The sequence below is a fragment of the Bradyrhizobium sp. McL0615 genome (assembly GCF_049993905.1).
Lineage (GTDB): Bacteria > Pseudomonadota > Alphaproteobacteria > Rhizobiales > Xanthobacteraceae > Bradyrhizobium.
The window spans coordinates 2,866,649-2,887,497 of the sequence record NZ_CP188254.1 but is presented as its reverse complement, the minus strand read 5'-3'; the positions used below and the strand labels follow the sequence as shown (position 1 = coordinate 2,887,497).

Annotated in this window: 18 protein-coding genes; 8 read left to right on the top strand and 10 right to left on the bottom strand. The window is 63.0% G+C overall.

Going from position 1 to position 20,849, the window contains the following annotated elements:
* Nucleotides 1-108: 108 nt before the first annotated feature.
* Entirely contained in the window at nt 109-1,329 is a 1,221-nt protein-coding gene (locus tag ACPPVP_RS13745; RefSeq protein ID WP_426535029.1) for an NAD(P)/FAD-dependent oxidoreductase, read from the bottom strand.
* 267 nt (nt 1,330-1,596) lie between these two features.
* Between ACPPVP_RS13745 and ACPPVP_RS13740 the strand changes: the two genes are divergently transcribed.
* Nucleotides 1,597-2,394 carry an enoyl-CoA hydratase/isomerase family protein gene (locus ACPPVP_RS13740; RefSeq protein ID WP_426535027.1) on the top strand — a complete coding sequence of 266 codons (798 nt, stop codon included), beginning with the start codon at nt 1,597-1,599 and terminating at the stop codon, nt 2,392-2,394.
* Nucleotides 2,391-2,972 carry a histidine phosphatase family protein gene (locus ACPPVP_RS13735; protein WP_426535025.1) on the top strand — a complete coding sequence of 194 codons (582 nt, stop codon included), beginning with the start codon at nt 2,391-2,393 and terminating at the stop codon, nt 2,970-2,972. Before ACPPVP_RS13740 ends, ACPPVP_RS13735 begins: the two co-directional genes overlap by 4 nt.
* A gap of 140 nt (nt 2,973-3,112) precedes the next feature.
* On the opposite strand, the gene ACPPVP_RS13730 is transcribed toward ACPPVP_RS13735, so the two are convergent.
* The 4 genes from ACPPVP_RS13730 to ACPPVP_RS13715 all read right to left on the bottom strand — a co-directional run bounded on the left by ACPPVP_RS13730 (nt 3,113) and on the right by ACPPVP_RS13715 (nt 8,045).
* On the bottom strand, nt 3,113-4,426 hold the full coding sequence (locus tag ACPPVP_RS13730; RefSeq protein ID WP_426537830.1) for a TRAP transporter large permease: 1,314 nt from the start codon (nt 4,424-4,426) through the stop codon (nt 3,113-3,115).
* A 23-nt stretch (nt 4,427-4,449) separates the two neighbouring features.
* Nucleotides 4,450-5,034 (bottom strand): TRAP transporter small permease, encoded by a 585-nt coding sequence (locus ACPPVP_RS13725; RefSeq protein ID WP_426535023.1) that lies wholly within the window; start codon nt 5,032-5,034, stop codon nt 4,450-4,452.
* A gap of 152 nt (nt 5,035-5,186) precedes the next feature.
* Complete coding sequence (locus ACPPVP_RS13720; protein ID WP_426535021.1) at nt 5,187-6,188, bottom strand: TRAP transporter substrate-binding protein; 1,002 nt, start codon at nt 6,186-6,188, stop codon at nt 5,187-5,189.
* Between the two features lie 150 nt (nt 6,189-6,338).
* Complete coding sequence (locus ACPPVP_RS13715; RefSeq protein WP_426535019.1) at nt 6,339-8,045, bottom strand: IlvD/Edd family dehydratase; 1,707 nt, start codon at nt 8,043-8,045, stop codon at nt 6,339-6,341.
* A gap of 167 nt (nt 8,046-8,212) precedes the next feature.
* On the opposite strand from ACPPVP_RS13715, the gene ACPPVP_RS13710 reads away from it, so the two are divergent.
* Together ACPPVP_RS13710 and ACPPVP_RS13705 are read left to right on the top strand one after the other, a co-directional pair.
* Nucleotides 8,213-9,220, top strand: a complete 1,008-nt coding sequence (locus tag ACPPVP_RS13710; protein WP_426535017.1) for a Gfo/Idh/MocA family protein — start codon at nt 8,213-8,215, stop codon at nt 9,218-9,220.
* The gene (locus ACPPVP_RS13705; RefSeq protein WP_426535015.1) at nt 9,217-9,897 is read left to right on the top strand and encodes a GntR family transcriptional regulator; all 681 of its coding nucleotides are present in this window, start codon (nt 9,217-9,219) and stop codon (nt 9,895-9,897) included. Before ACPPVP_RS13710 ends, ACPPVP_RS13705 begins: the two co-directional genes overlap by 4 nt.
* A 9-nt stretch (nt 9,898-9,906) precedes the next feature.
* Here the strand turns inward: ACPPVP_RS13705 and ACPPVP_RS13700 are convergent, their stop codons facing one another.
* The gene (locus ACPPVP_RS13700; RefSeq protein ID WP_426535013.1) at nt 9,907-10,731 is read right to left on the bottom strand and encodes an NAD-dependent epimerase/dehydratase family protein; all 825 of its coding nucleotides are present in this window, start codon (nt 10,729-10,731) and stop codon (nt 9,907-9,909) included.
* 93 nt (nt 10,732-10,824) lie between these two features.
* Between ACPPVP_RS13700 and ACPPVP_RS13695 the strand changes: the two genes are divergently transcribed.
* Nucleotides 10,825-11,793: an SMP-30/gluconolactonase/LRE family protein gene (locus tag ACPPVP_RS13695; protein ID WP_426535011.1), complete on the top strand. Its 969-nt coding sequence runs from the start codon at nt 10,825-10,827 to the stop codon at nt 11,791-11,793.
* Nucleotides 11,794-11,815: 22 nt separating this feature from the next.
* Here ACPPVP_RS13695 and bla read toward each other — a convergent pair whose 3' ends face one another.
* The gene (bla, locus tag ACPPVP_RS13690; RefSeq protein ID WP_426535009.1) at nt 11,816-12,706 is read right to left on the bottom strand and encodes a subclass B3 metallo-beta-lactamase; all 891 of its coding nucleotides are present in this window, start codon (nt 12,704-12,706) and stop codon (nt 11,816-11,818) included.
* Here bla and ACPPVP_RS13685 point away from each other — a divergent pair.
* On the top strand, nt 12,690-12,866 hold the full coding sequence (locus tag ACPPVP_RS13685) for a hypothetical protein (protein WP_426535007.1): 177 nt from the start codon (nt 12,690-12,692) through the stop codon (nt 12,864-12,866). The two genes, bla and ACPPVP_RS13685, sit on opposite strands and share 17 nt — an antisense overlap.
* Here ACPPVP_RS13685 and ACPPVP_RS13680 read toward each other — a convergent pair.
* Nucleotides 12,851-14,281: an aldehyde dehydrogenase family protein gene (locus ACPPVP_RS13680; protein ID WP_426535005.1), complete on the bottom strand. Its 1,431-nt coding sequence runs from the start codon at nt 14,279-14,281 to the stop codon at nt 12,851-12,853. The two genes, ACPPVP_RS13685 and ACPPVP_RS13680, sit on opposite strands and share 16 nt — an antisense overlap.
* A 328-nt stretch (nt 14,282-14,609) precedes the next feature.
* Nucleotides 14,610-16,976 (bottom strand): transketolase, encoded by a 2,367-nt coding sequence (locus tag ACPPVP_RS13675; protein ID WP_426535003.1) that lies wholly within the window; start codon nt 16,974-16,976, stop codon nt 14,610-14,612.
* 137 nt (nt 16,977-17,113) lie between these two features.
* Between ACPPVP_RS13675 and ACPPVP_RS13670 the strand changes: the two genes are divergently transcribed.
* Both ACPPVP_RS13670 and ACPPVP_RS13665 read left to right on the top strand, forming a co-directional pair.
* Nucleotides 17,114-17,575, top strand: a complete 462-nt coding sequence (locus ACPPVP_RS13670; RefSeq protein WP_426535001.1) for an Lrp/AsnC family transcriptional regulator — start codon at nt 17,114-17,116, stop codon at nt 17,573-17,575.
* An 878-nt stretch (nt 17,576-18,453) separates the two neighbouring features.
* A complete protein-coding gene (locus tag ACPPVP_RS13665; protein ID WP_426534999.1) occupies nt 18,454-19,605 on the top strand; it encodes a DJ-1/PfpI family protein in 1,152 nt (383 codons plus the stop codon).
* 149 nt (nt 19,606-19,754) lie between these two features.
* On the opposite strand, the gene ACPPVP_RS13660 is transcribed toward ACPPVP_RS13665, so the two are convergent.
* A complete protein-coding gene (locus ACPPVP_RS13660; RefSeq protein WP_426534997.1) occupies nt 19,755-20,837 on the bottom strand; it encodes a zinc-binding dehydrogenase in 1,083 nt (360 codons plus the stop codon).
* Nucleotides 20,838-20,849 lie beyond the last annotated feature (12 nt).

Genomic DNA, 20,849 nt, shown 5'->3' with positions numbered 1-20,849 from the left:
GAAATCTGACTGCCGGAGACCTCTTCACCAGCGCCAACGTTGCCGAAATGATCGGCAGACGCAAGCAGACTGGCGCCGCGGTTGGCCCGATTTAAGTCGGGGTAGGTTCTAAGTCAGGGCACTCTTGAGATCGAAGCCGCTGTCGGCCGCCTGCTCGGGCGTGATCGACCCGTGAGCGGCAAGCAGCCGCCGTCCGAACATGTGGTCGCCGGCGCGGTTGACGGACTCGATGCCGACGAGCCGTCCAGACTTGTAGCAGAACGCGGAGAACGCGCCCGCGGCACGATCGCCACGCACCACCACGCTGTCATAGCCGGTGGTCAGTCCCACCATCTGCAGCTTGTCGGGGCCCTGATCGCTCCAGAACCAGGGCAAGCCGTCGTAGGGCTTGGCGTCGCCGGTCAGCCGGACCGCGACGCAGCGCGCGTGGTCGGTGGCGTTCTGCACGGATTCCAGCCGCAGCGAGCCGCCGAACCGTGGGCTCGCATACAGCGCGCAATCGCCGATCGCCGAGATATCAGGATCGGAGGTCAGCAAATGCTCGTCGACCACGATGCCGGCCGCGACCTTCAGCCCTGCCTCCGCTGCCAGTTCGACGTTTGGCAGGACGCCGACGCCGACGACGATCAGATCGGCCTTGATATGCCGCCCGTCGCTGAGGCTTACACCGGTGACCTTGCTGCCGTCGTTCTCGATGCTGGTGACCTGCACGCCGAGATGAATCCGGATACCGGCCGCGCCGTGCCGCGCTTGAAAGTGTTCCGAGATTTCTGCGGTCACCGCACGCGCCATCACCCGCGGCGCGAGCTCTATGACGTCGACTTCGAGGCCCTTGGCACGCGCCGTCGCCGCGAATTCGAGGCCGATGAATCCGGCGCCGATCACGACGACGCGCTGACCCGGAGCGATGTCGTCGCGCAACGACTGGCTCTCGTCGAGCGTCCGCAGATAGCGCACACTGTCGAGGTTGGCGTTGGGAATATCGAGCAGGCGATTGCGCGCGCCGGTCGCCAGCACCAGGTGGCCGTAATCGAGCGAAGTACCGGAGGCGAGCAACACCTTGCGTGCGGCGCGGTCGATCGACACCGCGCGATCGGAGATCAGATCGATGTTCTGGTCGGAATAGAATTTTTCCGGGCGGAACATCAGGCTGTCGGGTCCGCCGGTCCCCTTCAGATAGGCCTTGGATAGCGGCGGCCGCTGGTAGGGCAGATGGCCTTCATCGTTCAACAGCGCGATGCGTTCGGAAAAGCCGTGCTGGCGCAGCGACATCGCAAGCTGGAAGCCTGCGTGGCCCGCGCCAATGATGACAACCGGTCCTGCCGTCATGGGAACATCCTACGTTCGAGCGCACGGGAATGACCCATGTCGTTTCCGCTCCACTGATTTTGGCTTGCCTGTCTCGTCCTTTGGAAGCGGCGCTCGTGTCCGTTCCGAACGATGACAGGCCCTATCTGACCTCATGGCGCGAACAGACGCAAGAGCGCCAACGCCCGCAAGGAAGGATTGCCGGATATTTTGCAAGCCCACGGGGATTGTCACCCCCTGCCTTCTGTTATTTAAATGCTGGCCTCCGTTCCGAGCCGAGGCCCAGCCATGCCAACGTCAGATGATACCGCTGCCAGCGCCCCCGCCCTGCTCCGGATCGAGGGTCCGATTGCCACCATCACCCTGAACCGGCCCGCGGCCTTCAATTCGATCAATCTGTCGATCGCGCAAAAGCTCGAGCAGCTCGGCGCGGAGGTCGAGGGCAACGACGCTATCCGCGTGCTTGTCATCGAGGGCGAAGGCCGCGCCTTCTCGGCCGGCGGCGATCTGCAGACCATTGGAGCCGCCGCCGCCAGCGATACCATCGCACCCGTGGTCGGTGAGTTGCTGAAGCACTACCACGCCTTTATCGAGACGGTGCGGCGGATGCCGAAGATCGTCCTCTCCAGCGTCCACGGCTCTGCCGCCGGTGCCGGCATGGGGCTGGCCTTCGTCACTGATCTCTGCATTGCCGCCGATGACGCCCGCTTCACGCCGGCCTATGCCAAGATCGGCGTCTCGCCGGACGGCGGCAGCACGGTCGGCATGGTCGGCACCGTCGGCACCCGCCGCGCGCTGCAGATATTCCTGGCGGAGGACAGTTTTACCGCGCAGCAGGCCCATCAATGGGGCCTGGTCGCCCGCGTCGTTCCGGCAGCCGAGCTGAAGGCAGAGACGCGCAAATTCGCCGAGCGGCTTGCGCAGAACCCGCCGGCAGCGATCGCAGGCACCAAGTCGCTGGTCTATCAGGCCGCAGTCACGCCGACCCGGCAGCAACTCGATGCCGAGGAAAAGGGGATCATCGACGCCATGCTCACCGAAGATTTTCGGGTCGCGGTGAAGAAGTTCACCAGCAAGCCGAAGTGACACAATTGGCGGCGCCGTCGCGCTCCTTCCTCTGCCTTCGCCATGGCGTCACCGACTGGAACGCGCAAGGGCGGTTTCAGGGCCGCACGAATGTACCGCTCAACGACGAAGGCATTTTGCAGGCGCATGCAGCCGCCCTCCGCCTGCAGAACACCCGGCTCGACCATATCGTCGCCAGCCCGCTCATTCGCGCGTTGAAGACCGCGGAAATCGTCGCCGCGTCATCCCCGGCGCCACTCGCCATCGACGACGGAATCATCGAATGCGATTTCGGCAGCCTCGAGGGACGCTCGGTCGCCGAGGTGATGAAGGAGCATGGCATCACCGCGATGGACGACCTCGCAACCATCCTCCCGCCGGACGGCGAGCCCTGGGCCTCCGTCTCGGCGCGGTCGTTGCGCTGCATCAGCGAATGGCTCGACCGGCATCCTCAGGCATCGATCCTGTTCGTCTGCCACGATGGCGTGATGCAGTCGCTATCGGAAACGCTCTGCCGCCGGTGGCTCGACAACCGCCACGGCACGCCGTTCAGGTTTGACCGAGCGAGCGATGTTTGGAGCATTGATGAGGTGAGTTAACGTCGCCGCGCCTTCGGTGTCGTCCCTGCGAACGCAGGAACCCATACGCCGCGGCAGCAATTGTTTCGCAAGGCGTCAGCCATCTCGTTTCAACCGAGAGCACAACGCGGGATGAGTCCCTGCGTTCGCAGGGACGACGATCAATTCGGGCAGATATAGCCCGTGCCTCCTGGCGCCTTGAAACAGCCGACCGATTCAGGGATCACCTGCTTTGGCAGCCACAGCACCACCTTCGGAAAATAGATGGTGAAAGTTATGGTGACCAGGAACACCACATAGATCGGCAGCGCCGCCCGCAGCGCCTTGGAGAACGGGACACCGACGAATTTCGCGGCCATCAACAGCACCAACCCATATGGCGGCGTGATCAGCCCGAATGCCAGGGTCGCGATCAGCACGACGCCCATATGCACGGCGTTGATGTCGCCGGCCTGGGTCAGCGTGTTCACCAGCGGCATGAAGATGATGATGGTCGGCACCGGCTCGATAAAATCGCCGACCACGGTGAACAGCAGCACCAGCAACAGCATCATCAGATGCGGATCGTTTCCGGCCAACGAAGTGATCCATTCGGCGATCACGGAGGCGCCGTGCAGATAGGCGAGCATCCAGCCGAAGGCGTTGGCGGCGCCGATGGTGATCAGCGGCAATGAGAAGATCAGCCCTGCCAGACAGAAATCATAGGGAATGTTCTTGATATGCCCGCGGTTGAGCGCCGGGATTACCACGACGATGATCCAGATCACGGCAACGACGCCGGCTTCCGTCGGTGTGAAATATCCGGTGAGGATGCCGCCCAACAAAATCGCAGGAATCATCAGCGGCAGCGCGGCATCTCCGGCCGCGAATATCACCTGGCGCAGCGGCGCACGCGGCTTTTGCATGCCGGTGGGGCCGAAGAAATAGCAATAGATCATCAGGCCGAAGCCGATCATCAAACCGGGCACCACACCGGCCATGAACAGTCCGGCGATCGAGACATTGCCGACCGCACCATAGACCACCGCGGTGATGCTCGGCGGCACCAGCGCGGCAATGGTGGAGGCGGAGGCGATGATGGCCGCGATGAAGGCGGGGCTATATCCCTCCCTCTTCATCGGGCCGCCGAGCGCGCGGCTCATGACCGCGACGTCGGCGGTGGTCGAGCCCGACATTTCCGAGAAGAACATCGAGAACACGACGACGACCTGCGACAGCCCGCCCCTGATGTGCCCGACTAGCGATAGCGAGAGATTGGCTATTCGTACCACGACATTGGCCGAACTCATCAACTCCCCGACCAGCAGGAAGAAGGGTATCGCCAGCAGCGCTTCGGAATCCACGCCGTCGAACACTTTCTGAATGATGGCCGCCAGCGACACGTCGGCCAGTATCGCGCCGACGAACACGCCCGCCATCAGCGAGAACGGCACGGGGACGCCGAGATAGCCGAAGAACAGGAAACAGAACGTCATTACGCCGAGGATGAGAGGCGGACTCACGGCTGCGCCCTCGTCTGGGCGGCGGTCGCGACCGGCGGGATATCGCGGTCGATCTCTGGCGGTTCGGGATGGTCAAATCCGTTGCGGATACCATTGACCAGTTGCTCGACCGTGAACAGTGCGATCAGTACGCCGGACAACGGGATCGCGGCGTAGAGCGAGGCGATCGGCGTGCCCGACGGCAGGCGGAAGCTACCGAATCCCCGCAGATAGTTGAGGTAACCGAACCAGATCAGGACAAAGGCTACTGCGAGCACCGCGATACGAATAATGATCTCGACGATCAGGCGCGGCGTGCCATGCATCGCCTCGGAAATCGCGGTCAGATACAGGTGATCGTTGCGGCGGGTGGCGACGGCGGAGCCGATGAAGATGGCGTAGATGAAAAGCGTGGAGGTTGCCTCCTGCAGCCAAAGCCAGGGATGACCGATGGTCCGAGTGACGATGTCGCAGGTCACAAACAGCGAGAAGCCGAAACACAGCACGCCGCAGACAATCATCAACGCCAGTTCCAGCCGGTCGAACGCCTGCCATTTCAGATGACGCTGCCGCTGCAGCACCAGTTTGTCGGCGATGGACATTTTGACTTCACACTCTCTGTCGTCGTCCCTGCGAACGCAGGGACCCATAGCCACAGGGGTTCATTGTTTGCAAAAGCCGGCTGACCAAACGCTCCACCGAAAGGCCGCGGCGTGTGGGTCCCTGCGTTCGCAGGGACGACGCGGGGGAGCGCCTAGTTCACCGCCCGGATCAGATTCTTGATCTTCTCGGCATGCGGACCGAGATCCTTGGCGAGCTTGTCGAGATAGGGATCGGCGATCGTCGTAAAGCTCTTCTTGTCGATGTCGGTGACGATCTTGACCCCGATCGATTTCAGCTTGGTCGCCGCGGACCGCTCCAGTTCGAAGGCCTTCCCCGGCTCCTTCTGGCTGATTTCATCGCCCGCCGCCAACACCCACTTCTTCTGCTCGGCGGAAAGGCTCTGCCACAGCTTGTCGCTGATGAAGACGAGCGCGTTGTTGGCTTCATGCTCGGTGAGGTTAAGCACCGGCGCCACTTCGTAATGCTTGTTGACGAGATAGACGTTGATGCTGTTTTCGGCGACATCCATCACACCGGTCTGCAAAGAGGTGTAGACGCTGCCGAACGGCATGTGAACGGTCTGCGCGCCGTAGGCTGGAAACATCAGATCCTCGGTGGCCGTGGCCTGCACGCGGATTTTCAGCCCCTTGATGTCGCCGACGTTACGGATTTCTTTCTTCGAGTACATGTGGCGGACGCCTTGCGAGCCGGTCGCGATGACGTGCAGGCCCTGCGTGGTCTCGTCGATCATGGTCTTGAGCGCTTCGAACACCTTGGGGTCGGCCAGCCCCTTGATCACATGATTTTCGTCGCGGAACAGAAAATGCAGCGACATCACGCCGGCCTGCGGCGAAATCGTCGCGGTGTTGGCCGAGGAAATGATCGCAAAATCGATGTCGCCGGCCTTGATTAGTTGCAACAGCTGCGGCTCCTGTCCGAGCTGTGCGCCAGGATACTGATCGATCAACATCGTGCCCTTGCTCAATTCCTTGAGCTTGTCGGCAAACAGGTCGCCTGCAACGGAATAGCCGGTGTTGCGGGGCTGATCGTAAGCAAAGCGGTAACGTTTTGCTTCCTGAGCACCTGCGCTGGTGGCGAACATGACTGCCACTGCGGCGATCGCCGCGAGCATTGATTTCCCTGGATTCCCCATGACGCACTTCCCCCGTTTGGTTTGATTTTCACCAATCAAACCACCCGGGTAGCGAGATTGTCAATAAAGTATCGTAATTTTCCGCCGGCTCAGCCTATACCGCGGCCCAGCGGAGGATAATTGTCGATAATTCATAGCTCGCATCCGGCGCTAATCCTTGCCCTGCCCGCGCATGAAATCGAAGTCGCAGCCCTCATCGGCCTGCAAAATCGTCTCGTTGAACAGGTGCGCGTAACCGCGCCTGGCCCATTCAGGCGTGACGGCGGGCGACAGCGCTGCACGGCGCTTCTCCAGCTCGGCAGCATCGACCAGGAGCTCGATACTGCGCTTCGCGACATCGAGGCGGATCATGTCGCCGTTCCTGACCAGCGCCAGCGGGCCGCCCACGGCGGATTCCGGCGTGATGTGCAACACGATGGTGCCGAACGCGGTGCCGCTCATGCGCGCGTCCGATATCCGCACCATGTCCTTGACGCCGCCGCGCGCAAGCTTCTTCGGGATCGGCAGATAGCCCGCCTCCGGCATGCCGGGCGCACCCTTGGGGCCGGCATTGCGCAGCACCAGCACATCAGCAGCGTTGACATCGAGATCGGGGTCGTCGACCCGCAACGTCATGTCCTCGACGGATTCGAACACCACGGCGCGGCCGGTGTGCTGCAGCAGCTTCGGGCTCGCCGCCGAGTGCTTGATGACGGCGCCGCGCGGCGCGAGGTTGCCATGCAATACCGCCATCGCGCCTTCTGCCTTGATCGGATTGTCGCGCGGACGGATGGCGTCCTGTCCCGGCACCTCCTCGGCGTCGGCAACGACATCGCGCAGCGTTTGGCCGGTGATGGTCTTGGCATCGAGGTCGATGAGATCGCCGAGCTGCGCCATCAGCTTGGGCACGCCGCCGGCATGATGGAAATGCTCCATGTAATGCTCGCCCGAAGGTTTCAAGTCGATCAGCACGGGCACTTCGCGGCCGAGCCCGTCGAACGCTTCGAGATCGATGCGGTGTTGGGTGCGGTTGGCGATTGCGGTCAGATGAATGAGCCCGTTGGTCGAGCCGCCGATCGCCTGCAGCACCACTTGCGCGTTGCGGAACGAACTGGCTGTCAGCAATTCGCTCGGCTTTGGTCCCTTCGCCTTGGCCATCACGGCCGCCACCCTGCCGCTGGCCTCCGCCGAGCGAAAGCGCTCGGCATGCGGCGCCGGGATGGTCGCGCTCATCGGCAGCGAGAGCCCCAGCGTCTCGGTGATGCACGCCATGGTCGAGGCCGTGCCCATCACCATGCAGGTGCCGACCGAAGGCGCGAGCCGGCCGTTGACGGCTTCGATTTCAACGTCGTCAATTTCGCCGGCGCGATATTTACCCCACAGCCGCCGGCAATCCGTACACGCTCCCAGCACTTCGCCCTTGTGATGTCCGACCACCATCGGCCCGACAGGAATGACGACGGTCGGCAGATCGGCGGAGACGGCTGCCATGATCTGCGCCGGCAAGGTCTTGTCGCACCCGCCGATCACGACCACGGCGTCCATCGGCTGCGCACGGATCATCTCCTCGGTATCCATCGCCATCAGATTGCGCAGATACATCGAGGTCGGATGCGAGAAGCTTTCGGCGATCGAGATGGTCGGAAACACCATCGGCATCGCGCCGCTCAGCATGACGCCGCGCTTCACCGCCTCGATGATCTGCGGCACATTGCCATGGCAGGGATTGTAGTCGCTGTAGGTATTGGTGATGCCGACGATCGGGCGATTGAGCGCGTCGTCGGAATAGCCCATCGCCTTGATGAAGGCCTTGCGCAGGAACAGCGAGAAGCCAGCGTCGCCATAACTTGCCAGTCCCTTGCGAAGTCCGTCGGCCATTTTTTCTTCCTTGTCGTTGTAGGTGGGCACTTAAGGAGCCCACTGGATTATTGTCAATATTTGATTATCCCGCACCAAACAGCGAAATTCGGGCGGCGATAAAGCAATATTATTGACAATAAGACAGGTGCGTGCTGATTTCCGGCCATGACCGGAACCGCGCACTCATGAACCAACCGTTGCGCATTGGGCTGATCGGCGCCGGCATGGTGAGCCGTCATCATCTCATCGCCTGGGCGAGCCTATCAGATCAAGCCCGCGTCGTGGCGGTCGCCGATCCCTCCAGCGAAAATGCCGCGCGGCGCGCGAGCGAGTCTGAAATCCCGCGGACCTTCGCCAGCGCCGAGGCAATGCTGGCGGAATGCGAGCTCGACGCCATCGATATCGCAGCGCCCCGCGAGATGCACGCGCCGTTGGTGCGGCTCGCCGCTGCGAAGCGATTGCCGGTGCTTTGCCAGAAGCCACTCGCGCCCAACCTGCAGGAGGCGACCGACCTCGCCGCCGAGGTCGATGGGGTGACGCGCCTGATGGTGCACGAGAACTGGCGCTTTCGCGGTTATTACCGGGATGCTGCGGCATGGCTGCGCGAGGGACGCATCGGTAACGTCAAGCAAGCGCAACTGACGCTGCTGACATCGGGCGTATTGCCGGGGCCGGATGGACTTTGTCCGGCGCTGGAACGGCAGCCTTTCATGCGCCGCGAACGGCGCATGCTGGTCGCGGAGGTCCTGATCCATCATCTCGACACGCTGCGCATGCTGCTCGGGCCGCTGCAAGTGACCGCGGCGCAACTTTCCCGTTCCAGTGATCTCCTCGTCGGCGAAGACGGCGCGGTAATCCAGCTTGCGACCGGCAACGGCGCGGGCGTTGTGATCTTTGCAAGTTTTGCCGCCCACGGGCATCCGGCCGCGCAGGTCGACCGGCTGGAGATTCTCGGCGACAAGGGAACACTCAAACTCGACGGGCCATCGCTAACATGCTCGGGCGCGTCGCCCGGCGAGAGCAGCTACGATCTCGCCGCCGAATATCAGGGTTCCTATAACCGGACGATCGCGCATTTCGTCAACGCGCTCCGCGACAATAAGCCCTTCGAGACGGCATCGGCGGACAATCTTGAGACCTTGCGCCTGGTCGAGGATTGCTATCGGCTGTCGGGCTGGGAGGCCTCGCGATGAAGCCGCAGGAATCGCTGACCGAGACTTCCACGCCGACCCGCGAAGAGGAGCAGGCGGAGGTCATCCGCCGGCTGGAAGAGGACATCATCTTCGGCCGCTTCGCGCCGGGTTCGCGGCTGGTCGAGGACACGCTGATGACGCGCTACGGCGCCAGCCGGCATTTCGTGCGGCAGGCGCTGTTCCAGCTCGAACGCCAGGGCATCGTGCTGCGCGAGAAAAACATCGGCGCCACGGTGCGGTTCTATTCGGCCGAGGAAGTGCGCCAGATCTACGAGGTGCGGGAAATGCTGACGCGGCAGGCGGCGCTGATGATTGCCCTGCCCGCCTCGCCCGGCCTGATCGAGCAGCTCAGCGAATTGCAGCGGCAATATTGCGCGAAGGCCGACGCGCAGGATTTGCGCGGCATCCATGAGGCCAACGACGCCTTTCACGTCGCGCTGTTCTCGGCCTGCGGCAACCCCTATCTCGTTCAGTCGCTGCAGGACTACATGAACCTGACGCTGCCGATGCGCGCCAAGAATCTCGCGGACACAGAGGGGCTCGCGCTATCCCGCCGCCAGCACGAACTGATGATCGAGCTGTTGAAGGGCCGCGACAGCTGGGCGCTGGCGCAGCTCTGCGTCGATCACATGCAGTTCAGCAAGTCGGATTATCTGGGGCGGATCGCTGGGGGATGAGGGCAAGCGCTAGCGCTTGCTCCAGTCCACGATCCTTTCTTCATCGCCGTCGAACTCCATGCTGCAGAACGTGCCGCCCTGATAGAAGTCGCCGACCGGGTCCGGTTTGAGCTTGGCCTGCTCGGCCGTCGCGTGTTCGCGGAAATCTTCGCCGCGGCCGGTCGGGCGATAACCGAGCTCGTAGGCGCGATGGTTGTCCCACCAGGCGCGCTCGTTGTAGGAGGCGCCGTAGAATATCTCGTAATGGATGCCGGGATGATCGAGCCCGATGCGGCAGAGCTGCACCAGATCTTCCGGCTTCAGCCAGATCGACAGGCGGCGGTGGTCGAGCGGCATCTCGCCGAAATTGCCGATCCGGATGCAGGTCACGCCAAGCCCATGCTTGTCGGCATAGAGCGCGCCGACCGCCTCGCCAAAGACCTTGCTGACGCCATAGCGGCTGTCGGGGCGCACGGTGACGTCGGTGCCGATCCGGTGGTGCCGCGGATAGAAGCCGACCGCGTGGTTCGACGAGGCGAATACCACGCGCTTGACACCCTTCTTGCGCGCGGCCTCGAACAGATTGTAGCCACCGATGATGTTGGCCTGCAGGATGTCGTCCCAGGAGCCCTCGACCGAATAGCCGCCGAAATGCAGGATGCCGTCAACGCCTTCGCAGATCGCCTCGACCTGCGACATGTCGGCGAGATCGGCCGCCTTGAACTTCTCGTCCTTAGCCAGATCGGCCGGCGCCTTCAGATCGCTCAGCACCAGGTCCGGATAGATCGGCGGCAGCAGCTTGCGCAAGGATGTGCCGATCCCGCCGGCGGCGCCGGTCATCAATATGCGTGGCATTTCGTTCCTCTTATCTCTCGACCGATTTGCGGTCATTAGCCGGGAATGATAGCAAACTCAAACGCTCAGGGAACGCAACAACGAGAACAGCAAATGTCCGATGCAGCATCGCATTCAGCCGGCTGGCGCCCAGCCACCTATTATCCCGATCCGGCCATCCATGCCCTCGATCCCCGTTTCGAGAAATACTGGCTGAAGCTTTCAGCCGTGGAGCGGCTGACCACCGGCCTGCGCTGGGCCGAGGGCCCGGTGTGGTTCGGCGACGGGCGCTATCTGCTCTGCAGCGACATCCCGAACCAGCGCATCCTCAAGTGGGAGGAGGAGACAGGCCACGTCAGCATCTTCCGCAAGCCGTCGAATTTTGCCAACGGCAACACCCGCGACCGGCAAGGACGGCTGGTCACCTGCGAGCATGGCGGCCGCCGCGTCACCCGCACCGAATATGACGGGTCGATCACGGTGCTGATGGACTCCTTCGACGGCAAGCGGCTGAACTCGCCGAACGACGTCGTCGTGAAGTCCGACGGCTCGGTCTGGTTCACCGATCCGGTGTTCGGCCTGCTCGGCAATTACGAGGGCTACAAGGCCGAGCCCGAGCTCGACATGAACGTGTACCGGATCGACGGCGCGACCGGCAAAGCAACTGTCGTCGCCGAGGGCGTGCTGGGACCGAACGGACTCGCCTTCTCGCCCGACGAGAAGATTCTCTATGTCATCGAGTCCCGCGGCGTGCCGACCCGCAAGATTCTCGCCTATGACGTCTCGCCTTCCGGCGACAAGCTTTCCAACAAGCGCGTGTTTGTCGATGCCGGACCAGGCACGCCGGACGGTTTTCGCGTCGACATCGACGGCAATCTGTGGTGCGGCTGGGGCATGGGCGATCCCGAACTAGACGGTGTCGTGGTGTTCGCGCCCGACGGCGTCATGATCGGCCGCATCGCCCTGCCCGAGCGCTGCGCCAACCTCTGCTTCGGCGGCGTGAAGCGCAACCGCCTGTTCATGGCCGCGAGCCAGTCGATCTACGCGCTGTATGTGAACACGCAAGGCGCGCCGGGCGGATAAGTCCGCGCGCCTCAGCGCCAATTCACCCCTTCTTTTCCTGTGCGTCGGCGGTCTGCTTGGCGAGCGCGTCTTCAAACACCTTTTCCAGCGTCGCGGCGTAGGCGGTGAACTCGCCGGGATTGACGAACGGATTGGGCGCGCCATCCGAGAGCATGGCACGCTTGTCCTGCATCCTGTACATTTCCGGATGCGGCGCCAGCAGCACATCCACTTTCATGTCCTTGGCGCGCGCGAACGTCTTCCTGTAATCGGTAACGATCCCGGAATAGGTCGGGTTGGCGACGAGCCGGTTCAGCGCCACGGTGCCGCTGCAGAAGATCAGCACGGAACGCGTGGCGTCGCCATCCTTCACCGAGAATTCCCAACTCGTGCAGCCAGGCGAATGGCCGGGCGTTTCATGCGCGGTCAGCGTCACATCACCCACGGTGACCTTGTCGCCTTCGCGCACCGTGCGATCGACCTTCACCGGCGGAAACGCCAGCGCGGTGTCTTCCTGCGCGCCCGGATAATAACCGCCTTCGAGCAGCGGCTTGTCGGCCTCGCCCGCAACCATCTGGGCGCCGCTGGCCTGTTTCATTTCGGCAAGGCCGCCGGTGTGATCGATATGCGCGTGGGTGTTGACGAGGTATTTGATGTCGGTGACCTTGAAGCCGAGTTTCTCGATGTTCCCTTTGATCTGCGACGTTGCTTCCGGCATCACCGTATCCACCAGGATATGGCCCTGCGGCGACGTGATCAGGTAGGACGCCAGGCCGTCGGTTCCGACATAATAGACGTTGCCGATCATCTTGAACGGCTCGGTCGGCGTGTTCCATTTTACCTTGAGGGCCTCGATCAGATCTTTGGGAGTCTGGGCCTGTGCTGCGCCGGCAAGCGGCAATAGCGCGACCAGTGCAATGACGATTTTCTTCACAGGCATCCTCCATCTTTTCTTGTTGCGTCGTCGCCGCGTCGGCATCGACGTGAGGGCTAGCCTGACGATGATTTTGGTCAAAAAAATGCCGGCCGTCCTTCGACAGCCGGCATCTTTCATGAACGGCGCGAGCGCCGCAGCGATTTACGCGGCGTTGTAGCCGGCGACCGCCTTGACCTCGAGATATTCCTCGAGGCCGTATTTGCCCCACTCGCGGCCGTTGCCGGACTGCTTGTAGCCGCCGAACGGCGCGGTGCGGTCGTTCGGCACGCCCTGCAGGTTGACGTTGCCGGCGCGGATCTGCTTGCCGACGCGTCGCGCGCTTTCCACCGTATCGCCGGTGACGTAACCGGCAAGACCATAGGGCGTGTCGTTGGCGATCTTTACGGCGTCAGCTTCATCCTTGGCGCCGAGGATGGTGAGCACGGGTCCGAAGATTTCCTCGCGGGCGATCGTCATGTCGTTGGTGACGTCGGCGAAGATGGTCGGGCGCACGTAGAAGCCCTTGTTGACGCCCTCGGGGAGACCGGGACCGCCGGCCACGAGCGTCGCGCCTTCGTCGATGCCCTTCTTGATCAGCGCCTGGATCTTGTCCCACTGGATACGCGACACGACCGGGCCGATGGTGGTGCCTTCGGCGCGGGGATCGCCCGCCTTGGTCTTGTCGGCGACGCCCTTCGCGATCGCAGCGACTTCTTTCATCTTCGACAGCGGGACGATCATCCGCGACGGCGCGTTGCAGGACTGTCCGGAGTTGTTGAACATGTGCATCACGCCGCCGGTGACGGCCTTGGTGAGGTCGGCGCCTTCGAGGATGACGTTCGGCGACTTGCCGCCGAGTTCCTGGCTGACGCGCTTCACGGTCGGAGCCGCACGCTTGGCGACGTCGACGCCGGCGCGGGTCGAGCCGGTGAACGAGATCATGTCGATGTCGGGATGCTCGCTCATCGCAGCGCCGACTTCGGGGCCGAGGCCGTTGACGAGGTTGAACACCCCCTTCGGCACACCCGCTTCATGGAGGATTTCGGCGAAGATCAACGCCGAGCTCGGGGTGAATTCCGACGGCTTGAGGATCATGGTGCAGCCGGCGGCGAGCGCGGGCGCGACCTTGCAAGCGATCTGGTTGAGCGGCCAGTTCCACGGCGTGATCATGCCGATGACGCCGACCGGCTCGCGCACGACGACGGCCGAACCGACTGTCTCTTCGAAATGATAGTTCTTGAGGACTTCCAAAGTGGAGGCGATGTGGCCAAGACCGGCACCGGCCTGCAGCCGTTCGGCCATTGGCAGCGGCGCGCCCATTTCGTCGGATACGGCGGCGCCGATCTCCTTCATGCGGCCCTTGTAGATCTCGATGACTTTCTCCAGCAGAGCGATGCGCTCCTCGCGGCTGGTCTGCGAATAGGTCACGAAGGCGCGCTTGGCGGCGGCCACGGCCTTGTCGAGGTCGGCCTTGGAGCCGAGCGCAACTTCATACAACGCGTCTTCGGTCGCCGGATTGATGACGGGGGTGGACTTCTTGACGACAGGATCGACCCAGGCGCCGTCGATGTAGAATTGCATGCGATTGACCATCGGAAACCTCTTTATCAGGGAGTAATGAGGGGGAACGGTAGCGTTCGGCAGGCATCCTTGCACGAAAGCCGGGGCAGTTGAACCCGCCATATGCGGGGTGCCGGGATGCGGCAGGCGCTGGATATAAGATCAGGGATGCGACGGTGGCAAGGTGTACCTCATTGCATCGTCGTCCCTGCGAACGCAGGGACCCATACGCCGTGTCCTGTCTTGGGGGCACGCGGGCAGACACTTCCTTTAACAACTGCTCCCTGTGGTTATGGGTCCCTGCGTTCGCAGGGACGACATCCGGCTAGCACCGCCCGCTCCCGCTACACCCAAACACCCCTTACACCGCCATCTTGCGGTGCCGCACCGGTGCTCCCACCGTGAGGCTTTCGGCCGCATCGATGATGGCGTTGGCGTCGATGCCGTAGTGGCGGTAGAGGTCGCCAATAGTTCCGGTCTGGCCGAACTGTTCGACGCCGAGCGCTTCGAGGCGGTGGCCGCGCACGCTGCCGAGCCAGCCAAGCGCGGCCGGATGGCCGTCGATCACGGTCACGATGCCGCAGTCGCGGGTGAGCTGCGCCAGCAGTTTTTCGACATGGCTGAGATACTGGATGCCACGGCGCTCGCGCCGCAAATTCCGCGCCGCGGACCACCCCGCATGCAGCCGGTCGGCCGAGGTTACCGCCAGCAGGCCGACATCGCGGTGGCTTTCGCCGATGAATCCCACCGCCTCGATCGCCTCCGGCGCCACCGCGCCGGTATAGGCGATCACGATGTCGCAGTTCGGCCCCGGCTCGCGCAGCCAGTAAGCGCCCTCGGTGATGTCGCGTTGCAACTCCGGCGCCATGATGCGCTGCGGCTGGTCCAGCGTGCGGGTCGAAAGGCGCAGATAGACCGAACCGCCCTCGCCGGCTTCGCGCTGCATGTGGCGAAAGCCCCAGCCCATGATCACGGCAAGTTCATCGACAAAGGCCGGTTCGAACGAGGCCAGCCCATCCTGCGCCATGCCGATCAGCGGCGTGGCGATCGACTGGTGCGCGCCGCCTTCCGGCGCCAGCGTGATGCCCGACGGCGTTGCCACCACCATGAAGCGCGCATCCTGGTAGCAGGCATAGTTCATCGCATCGAGGCCGCGCTCGATAAAGGGATCGTACAGCGTGCCGACCGGCAGCAGCCGCTCGCCGTTGATCGCATGCGACAGCCCGAGCGCCGAGAGCATGATGAACAGGTTCATCTCGGCAATACCGAGTTCGAGGTGCTGCCCCCTGGGCGAATAATCCCAGTTGAAGGTCGACGGGATTTTCTCCTGTCGGAACAGATCGTGGTTTTCGGCCTTGGCAAACAGGCCGCGGCGGTTGACCCAGGCGCCGAGATTGGTCGACACGGTGACATCGGGCGACGCGGTGACGATGCGCGAAGCCAGTTCGCTGTCACCGCGCGCGAGTTCATTGAGCACCAGCCCAAAACCTTGCTGGGTCGACATCTGCGCCGCCGCCTTGAAGGCGAGCTGTTGCGGAACGTCGATGACATCAGCGGTGAGACGACGGCGGCCTTCCTGATTGAAGGGCGCCGCCGCCAGAAATGCTTCGAGTTCGGCCGGCGCCTGCGACAGGCCTTCGAACATTTCCCATTCATGGCCAGGGCGGATGTTCTGCGCGCCGCGCCATTTCTCCATCTGCGTAACCGTCATCAAGCCGGCGTGATTGTCCTTGTGGCCCTGCATCGGCAGGCCGACGCCCTTGATGGTGTAGGCGATGAAGCAGACCGGGCGATCGTGATCGATCGCCTCAAAGGCTTCGATCATGCTCGCCATGTCGTGTCCGCCCAGATTGGACATCAGCGCCAGCAGCTCGTCGTCACTGCGGCGGTCGATCAGTTGCGACACCTGCCCCTGATCGCCGATGTCGTCCTGCAGATGTTTGCGGAAGGCGGCGCCGCCCTGGAAGCACAGCGCCGCATACATCTGGTTCGGGCAATTATCGATCCAGCGCCGCAAAGCTTCGCCGCCCGGCTCGGCGAACGCCGCCTGCATCAGGCGGCCGTATTTCACGATCACCACCTCCCAGCCGAAATTGCGGAACATGGACTCGAACTTCGCCCACAGCCCTTCCCGCACCACGGCATCGAGGCTCTGTCTGTTATAGTCGACCACCCACCAGGTGTTGCGCAGCCCGTGCTTCCAGCCTTCGAGCAACGCCTCGAAGATATTGCCCTCGTCCATCTCGGCGTCGCCGACCAGCGCAATCATCCGCCCCTCGGGACGATTTTTCATCCAGCCATGCGCGGTGACGTAATCCTGCACCAGCGAGGAGAACAGGGTTTGCGCGACGCCGAGACCGACCGAGCCGGTGGAGAAATCGACGTCGTCGGCATCCTTGGTGCGCGAAGGATAGGATTGCGCGCCCTTGTAGCCGCGGAAATTTTCCAGCTTCTCGCGGGTCTGGTGCCCGAACAGATACTGGATGGCGTGAAACACCGGGCTTGCATGCGGCTTCACCGCGACGCGGTCCTGCGGCCGCAGCACCGAGAAGTACAGCGCCGACATGATGTTGGCGAGCGAGGCCGATGAGGCCTGATGGCCGCCGACCTTCAGCCCGTCTACATTGGGCCGGATATGGTTGGCGTGATGGATCGTCCACGACGACAGCCAGAGGACTTTGCGCGCCAGCGCGGACAGCAATTCGAGACGTGCGGGCTCGATGGGCATGGCGATGCTCCGGACAGGGTCAGTATGAACAGATTTTAGCGGGCATGCCGGTGCCAAAAATCTCAAATCCTCGCGACATACAGCCAAATATTGGGATAAAATACCACGATTATCCACCAAACCATGAGTTCATACCAATGCCGGCACTCGACGCCATCGACCGCAAGATCCTCGCTTTGCTGCAGTCCGACAGCCGCATGACCATGCAGGAGCTTTCCGAGAAGGTCGGCCTGTCGGTGTCGCCTTGCCATCGCCGGGTCAAGCTTCTGGAAGAGCGCGGCGTCATCACGCGCTACATCGCAACCGTCGACCAGAAATCGCTGGGGCTCCATGTCAGCGTCTTCATCTCGATCAAGCTGGCGCGGCAGAAGGAAGAGGACCTCAACCGGTTTGCGAAAGCGATCTCGAAATGGGACGAGGTGCTGGAGTGCTATCTGATGACCGGCAACCGCGATTATCTCCTGCGCGTGGTCGCCGCCGACCTCTCCTCCTACGAAGCGTTCCTGAAGAACAAGCTGACGCGGCTCGACGGTATTGCCTCGATCGAGTCGAGTTTTGCGCTGAGCCAGGTGAAGTATTCGATCGCGCTGCCGGTGTAGCAGACCTTGCGCAGCGCCAACGGCTGTCATCCCCCGCGCATGCGGGGGATCCAGTACGCCGCGGCCTATCGATTCAATCATTACTTTCTCTGGAATACTGGATCGTCCGCCTTCGCGGACGATGACAACTGAATGCGGGGTGGCCTTCTCGCGGCGCATTGCGCCCGAGGTTTGCATTTTCGTTTGGCCCCCTTCGAAATAGAGGGCGCAGGGAAGACCGGGTGCTTGCTGCACCCGCGGTCTCGCGTGCAATTTGCGCAAACAAAACGGCACACGAGCATACAGGGCAGCGGGAAACACTCCGGCCTTCCCTGCGCAATGGCTTTACGGCTTACTTCGTGCTCTTCCCGGAGAACGGCTCTTTTGCCTCCGTCGCCCGCGCTTCTTATCGCGCGCTTAACGCCAGCACCGCGGCGCCCGAACCACACGACTTCACCGTACGCATCCGGCGCGTACGTCTAGCGCGCCTTCAGCGTCCACCGCATCTCACCGCACGTTCGTGACGATCGCGAGCGCCCCTCATCTGCCGTGAGACACGCGGAGTTATGCGGCTGATTTGCGTGAGAACGAAAGCGGAATATTTTCGATTCCCCGGCTTGACACGATTTCTGAAAATCAGAAGTGATTTGCCCGTCGTGCCAATTGATCGCATACATTGCTTTCACATCGTCATTGCGAGCGCAGGTCCGTAGGGTGGGCAAAGCGAAGCGTGCCTACCAAAACGAACGCCGTTGATAGATGGTGGGCACGTCGCTAACGCTCCTTTGCCCACCCTACCGATCGCTCTCGCCGCATGACCGTTTTCGCGGGATTTGCGTCATTTCGATCAGAACATAACGGCAGTAGACTCGATTCCGATCAACATCGAGCAATCAACCATGAATTCGCGACGTATCTTGTGGAGCGCGCTCGGCGCGATCGTGCTTTTCGTCGTGATCGCAGGGGCCTGGATCCTTTCGCTGCCGGCGGCGCCTTCCGTCGCCGCTCCCCCGGCGATTGCGCAAGACGAGCGCGATGCGACGATCGCGGCGCTGAAGCCGCCGAAGCGGCAGCGCCCGCTGATCGCCATCATCGGCATCAACAATGCCACCGAAACCACCGATTACCTGATGCCCTACGGCATCCTCACGCGCGCCGACGTCGCCGATGTCGTCACGCTCGCAACCCAGCCCGGTCCCGTAACTCTGTTTCCGACGCTGAAGGTCGAACCGCAGGCGACCATCGCCGAGTTCGATGCGCGGCATCCCGACGGCGCCGACTACGTCATCGTTCCCGCCATGACCCGCGACGACGATCCCGCCGCGCTGCAATGGATCAGGAACCAGTCGGGCAAAGGTGCGATCATCGTCGGCATCTGCGCCGGCGCCAAGGTGGTCGGCGACGCCGGGCTGCTGCACGGCAAGCGGGCGACCACGCACTGGTATTCCGTCAAGGAGTTACGCGAGAAGCATCCGACGATGCGCTACATCGAAGACCGGCGACTGGTGGTCGATGACGGCGTCGCGACCACGACCGGCATTTCGGCGTCGATGCCGATGTCGCTGACGCTGGTCGAGGCCATCGCCGGACGGGACAAGGCCCGCGCGGTCGGCCGGGACATCGGCCTCGCCGACTGGGACGCGCGGCACGAGAGCGACGCGTTCAAGTTCACGCGCCCGTTTGCGCTGACCGCAATCCGCAACACGGCCGCGTTCTGGGCGCACGAGCGGCTCGGCATCGAACTCAAGGAGGGCGTCGACGAAGTTTCACTGGCGCTCGTCACCGATGCGTGGTCGCGGACCTATCGCTCGCAGGCGGTGACGTTTGCGAACACAGCAGACGCCCTGCAAAGCCGCAACGGCATTCGCATCCTGCCCGATGAGGTCACGACGAACTGGCCGGCGGCGCGACGACTGCCGGAGATCGGAGACCGCAAGCCGGCGGAAGCGCTCGACGATACGCTGCGTGCCGTCACGGCCCGCTACGACGCGCGCACGACCGACTTCGTCGCAATGCAGCTCGAGTATCCGAGAAATCGAACGACAGAGTGAGATGCCGTAGGGTGGGCAAAGCGACTGCGTCCGCCGTAGCTCAACGAGCGAAGGCGGAAGCGTGCCCACCATCTGGCAGCGTGCTCGGTGATAGATGGTGGGCACGTCGCTGGCGCTCCTTTGCCCACCCTACGCAGTCCCAACAGTAATCACCGCCACGGCTCGACGATGATCTTGGTATGCGCTTCCGGGTTGGCGAGATCGGCGAAGGCCTTGGCGACGCCGTCGATGCCGACGCTGGCGGTCACCATCGAGGCGGCGTCGACCTGCCCTTCCGCAATCAGGCGGAGCGAATAGGAGAATTCCTCCGGCGTGTAGCCCAGCACATATTGAACGTTGAGCTCCTTGAGGATGCCAAGCATCGGCTCGGAGCGGTCGGTTTCCATGCAGACACCGACCACGACAATGCGCGCATCGCGCGGCGCGCCTTCGAACACCTGCTGGATCAGGCCGGGCACGCCGACGCATTCGAAGATCAGCGCAGGTTTTAGCGCCGGCAACAGCGCCTGCAGCGGCGGCCGCGCGGCCTTTTCCGCCGGCGACATCTGGGCATGCTCGGCCCACGTCGCATAAGGCTGCGTACGCGCGGGGTCGACGACCACGTCGGCGCCGAGCCTTTCGGCGAGCGCGCGGCGGGCCGGCGAATAATCGGCGGCGACGATCGGGTGCAATCCCCTGATCTTCAACGCCGCGATGACCGCAAGCCCGACCGGCCCGCAGCCGATCACCAGCGGCACCTCGCCGCCTTTGATATTGGCTTTTGCGACCGCATGCACGCCGACCGCGAGCGGCTCGGTCAGCGCGGCGTGCTCGGCCGCAAGGCCGTTCGGGACTTCGAGCAGCAAGGCTTCGCTGAGCAGCATGCGCTCGGCATAGGCGCCGATATTGTCGTTGGAGTAGCCGATGCCCTGTGGGCCTTCGGCGGTCAAAAGCGCCGGCAGCGAGCAGACTTTCGCGCCGGGCTTGAACTTCTGCGTCGTGCCGGGACCATAGTCGAGCACCTCGCAGCAGAATTCATGGCCGAACACGACGTCGCGCGAAAGGTCCATCGGCTTGCGGCCGGGAAAATGCTTTGCCAGTTCCACCATGCGGTGCGCGTGCTTGCGCGCGTGCAGGTCTGAGCCGCAGATGCCGCAGGCCAGCGATTTGACCAGCACCATGCCGGGCCCCGGCTTGGGTTCCGGCAACTGATCGACGACGATCTCGCCATTCCTGAAAATAGCAGCGCGCACTTAAGTTCCTCC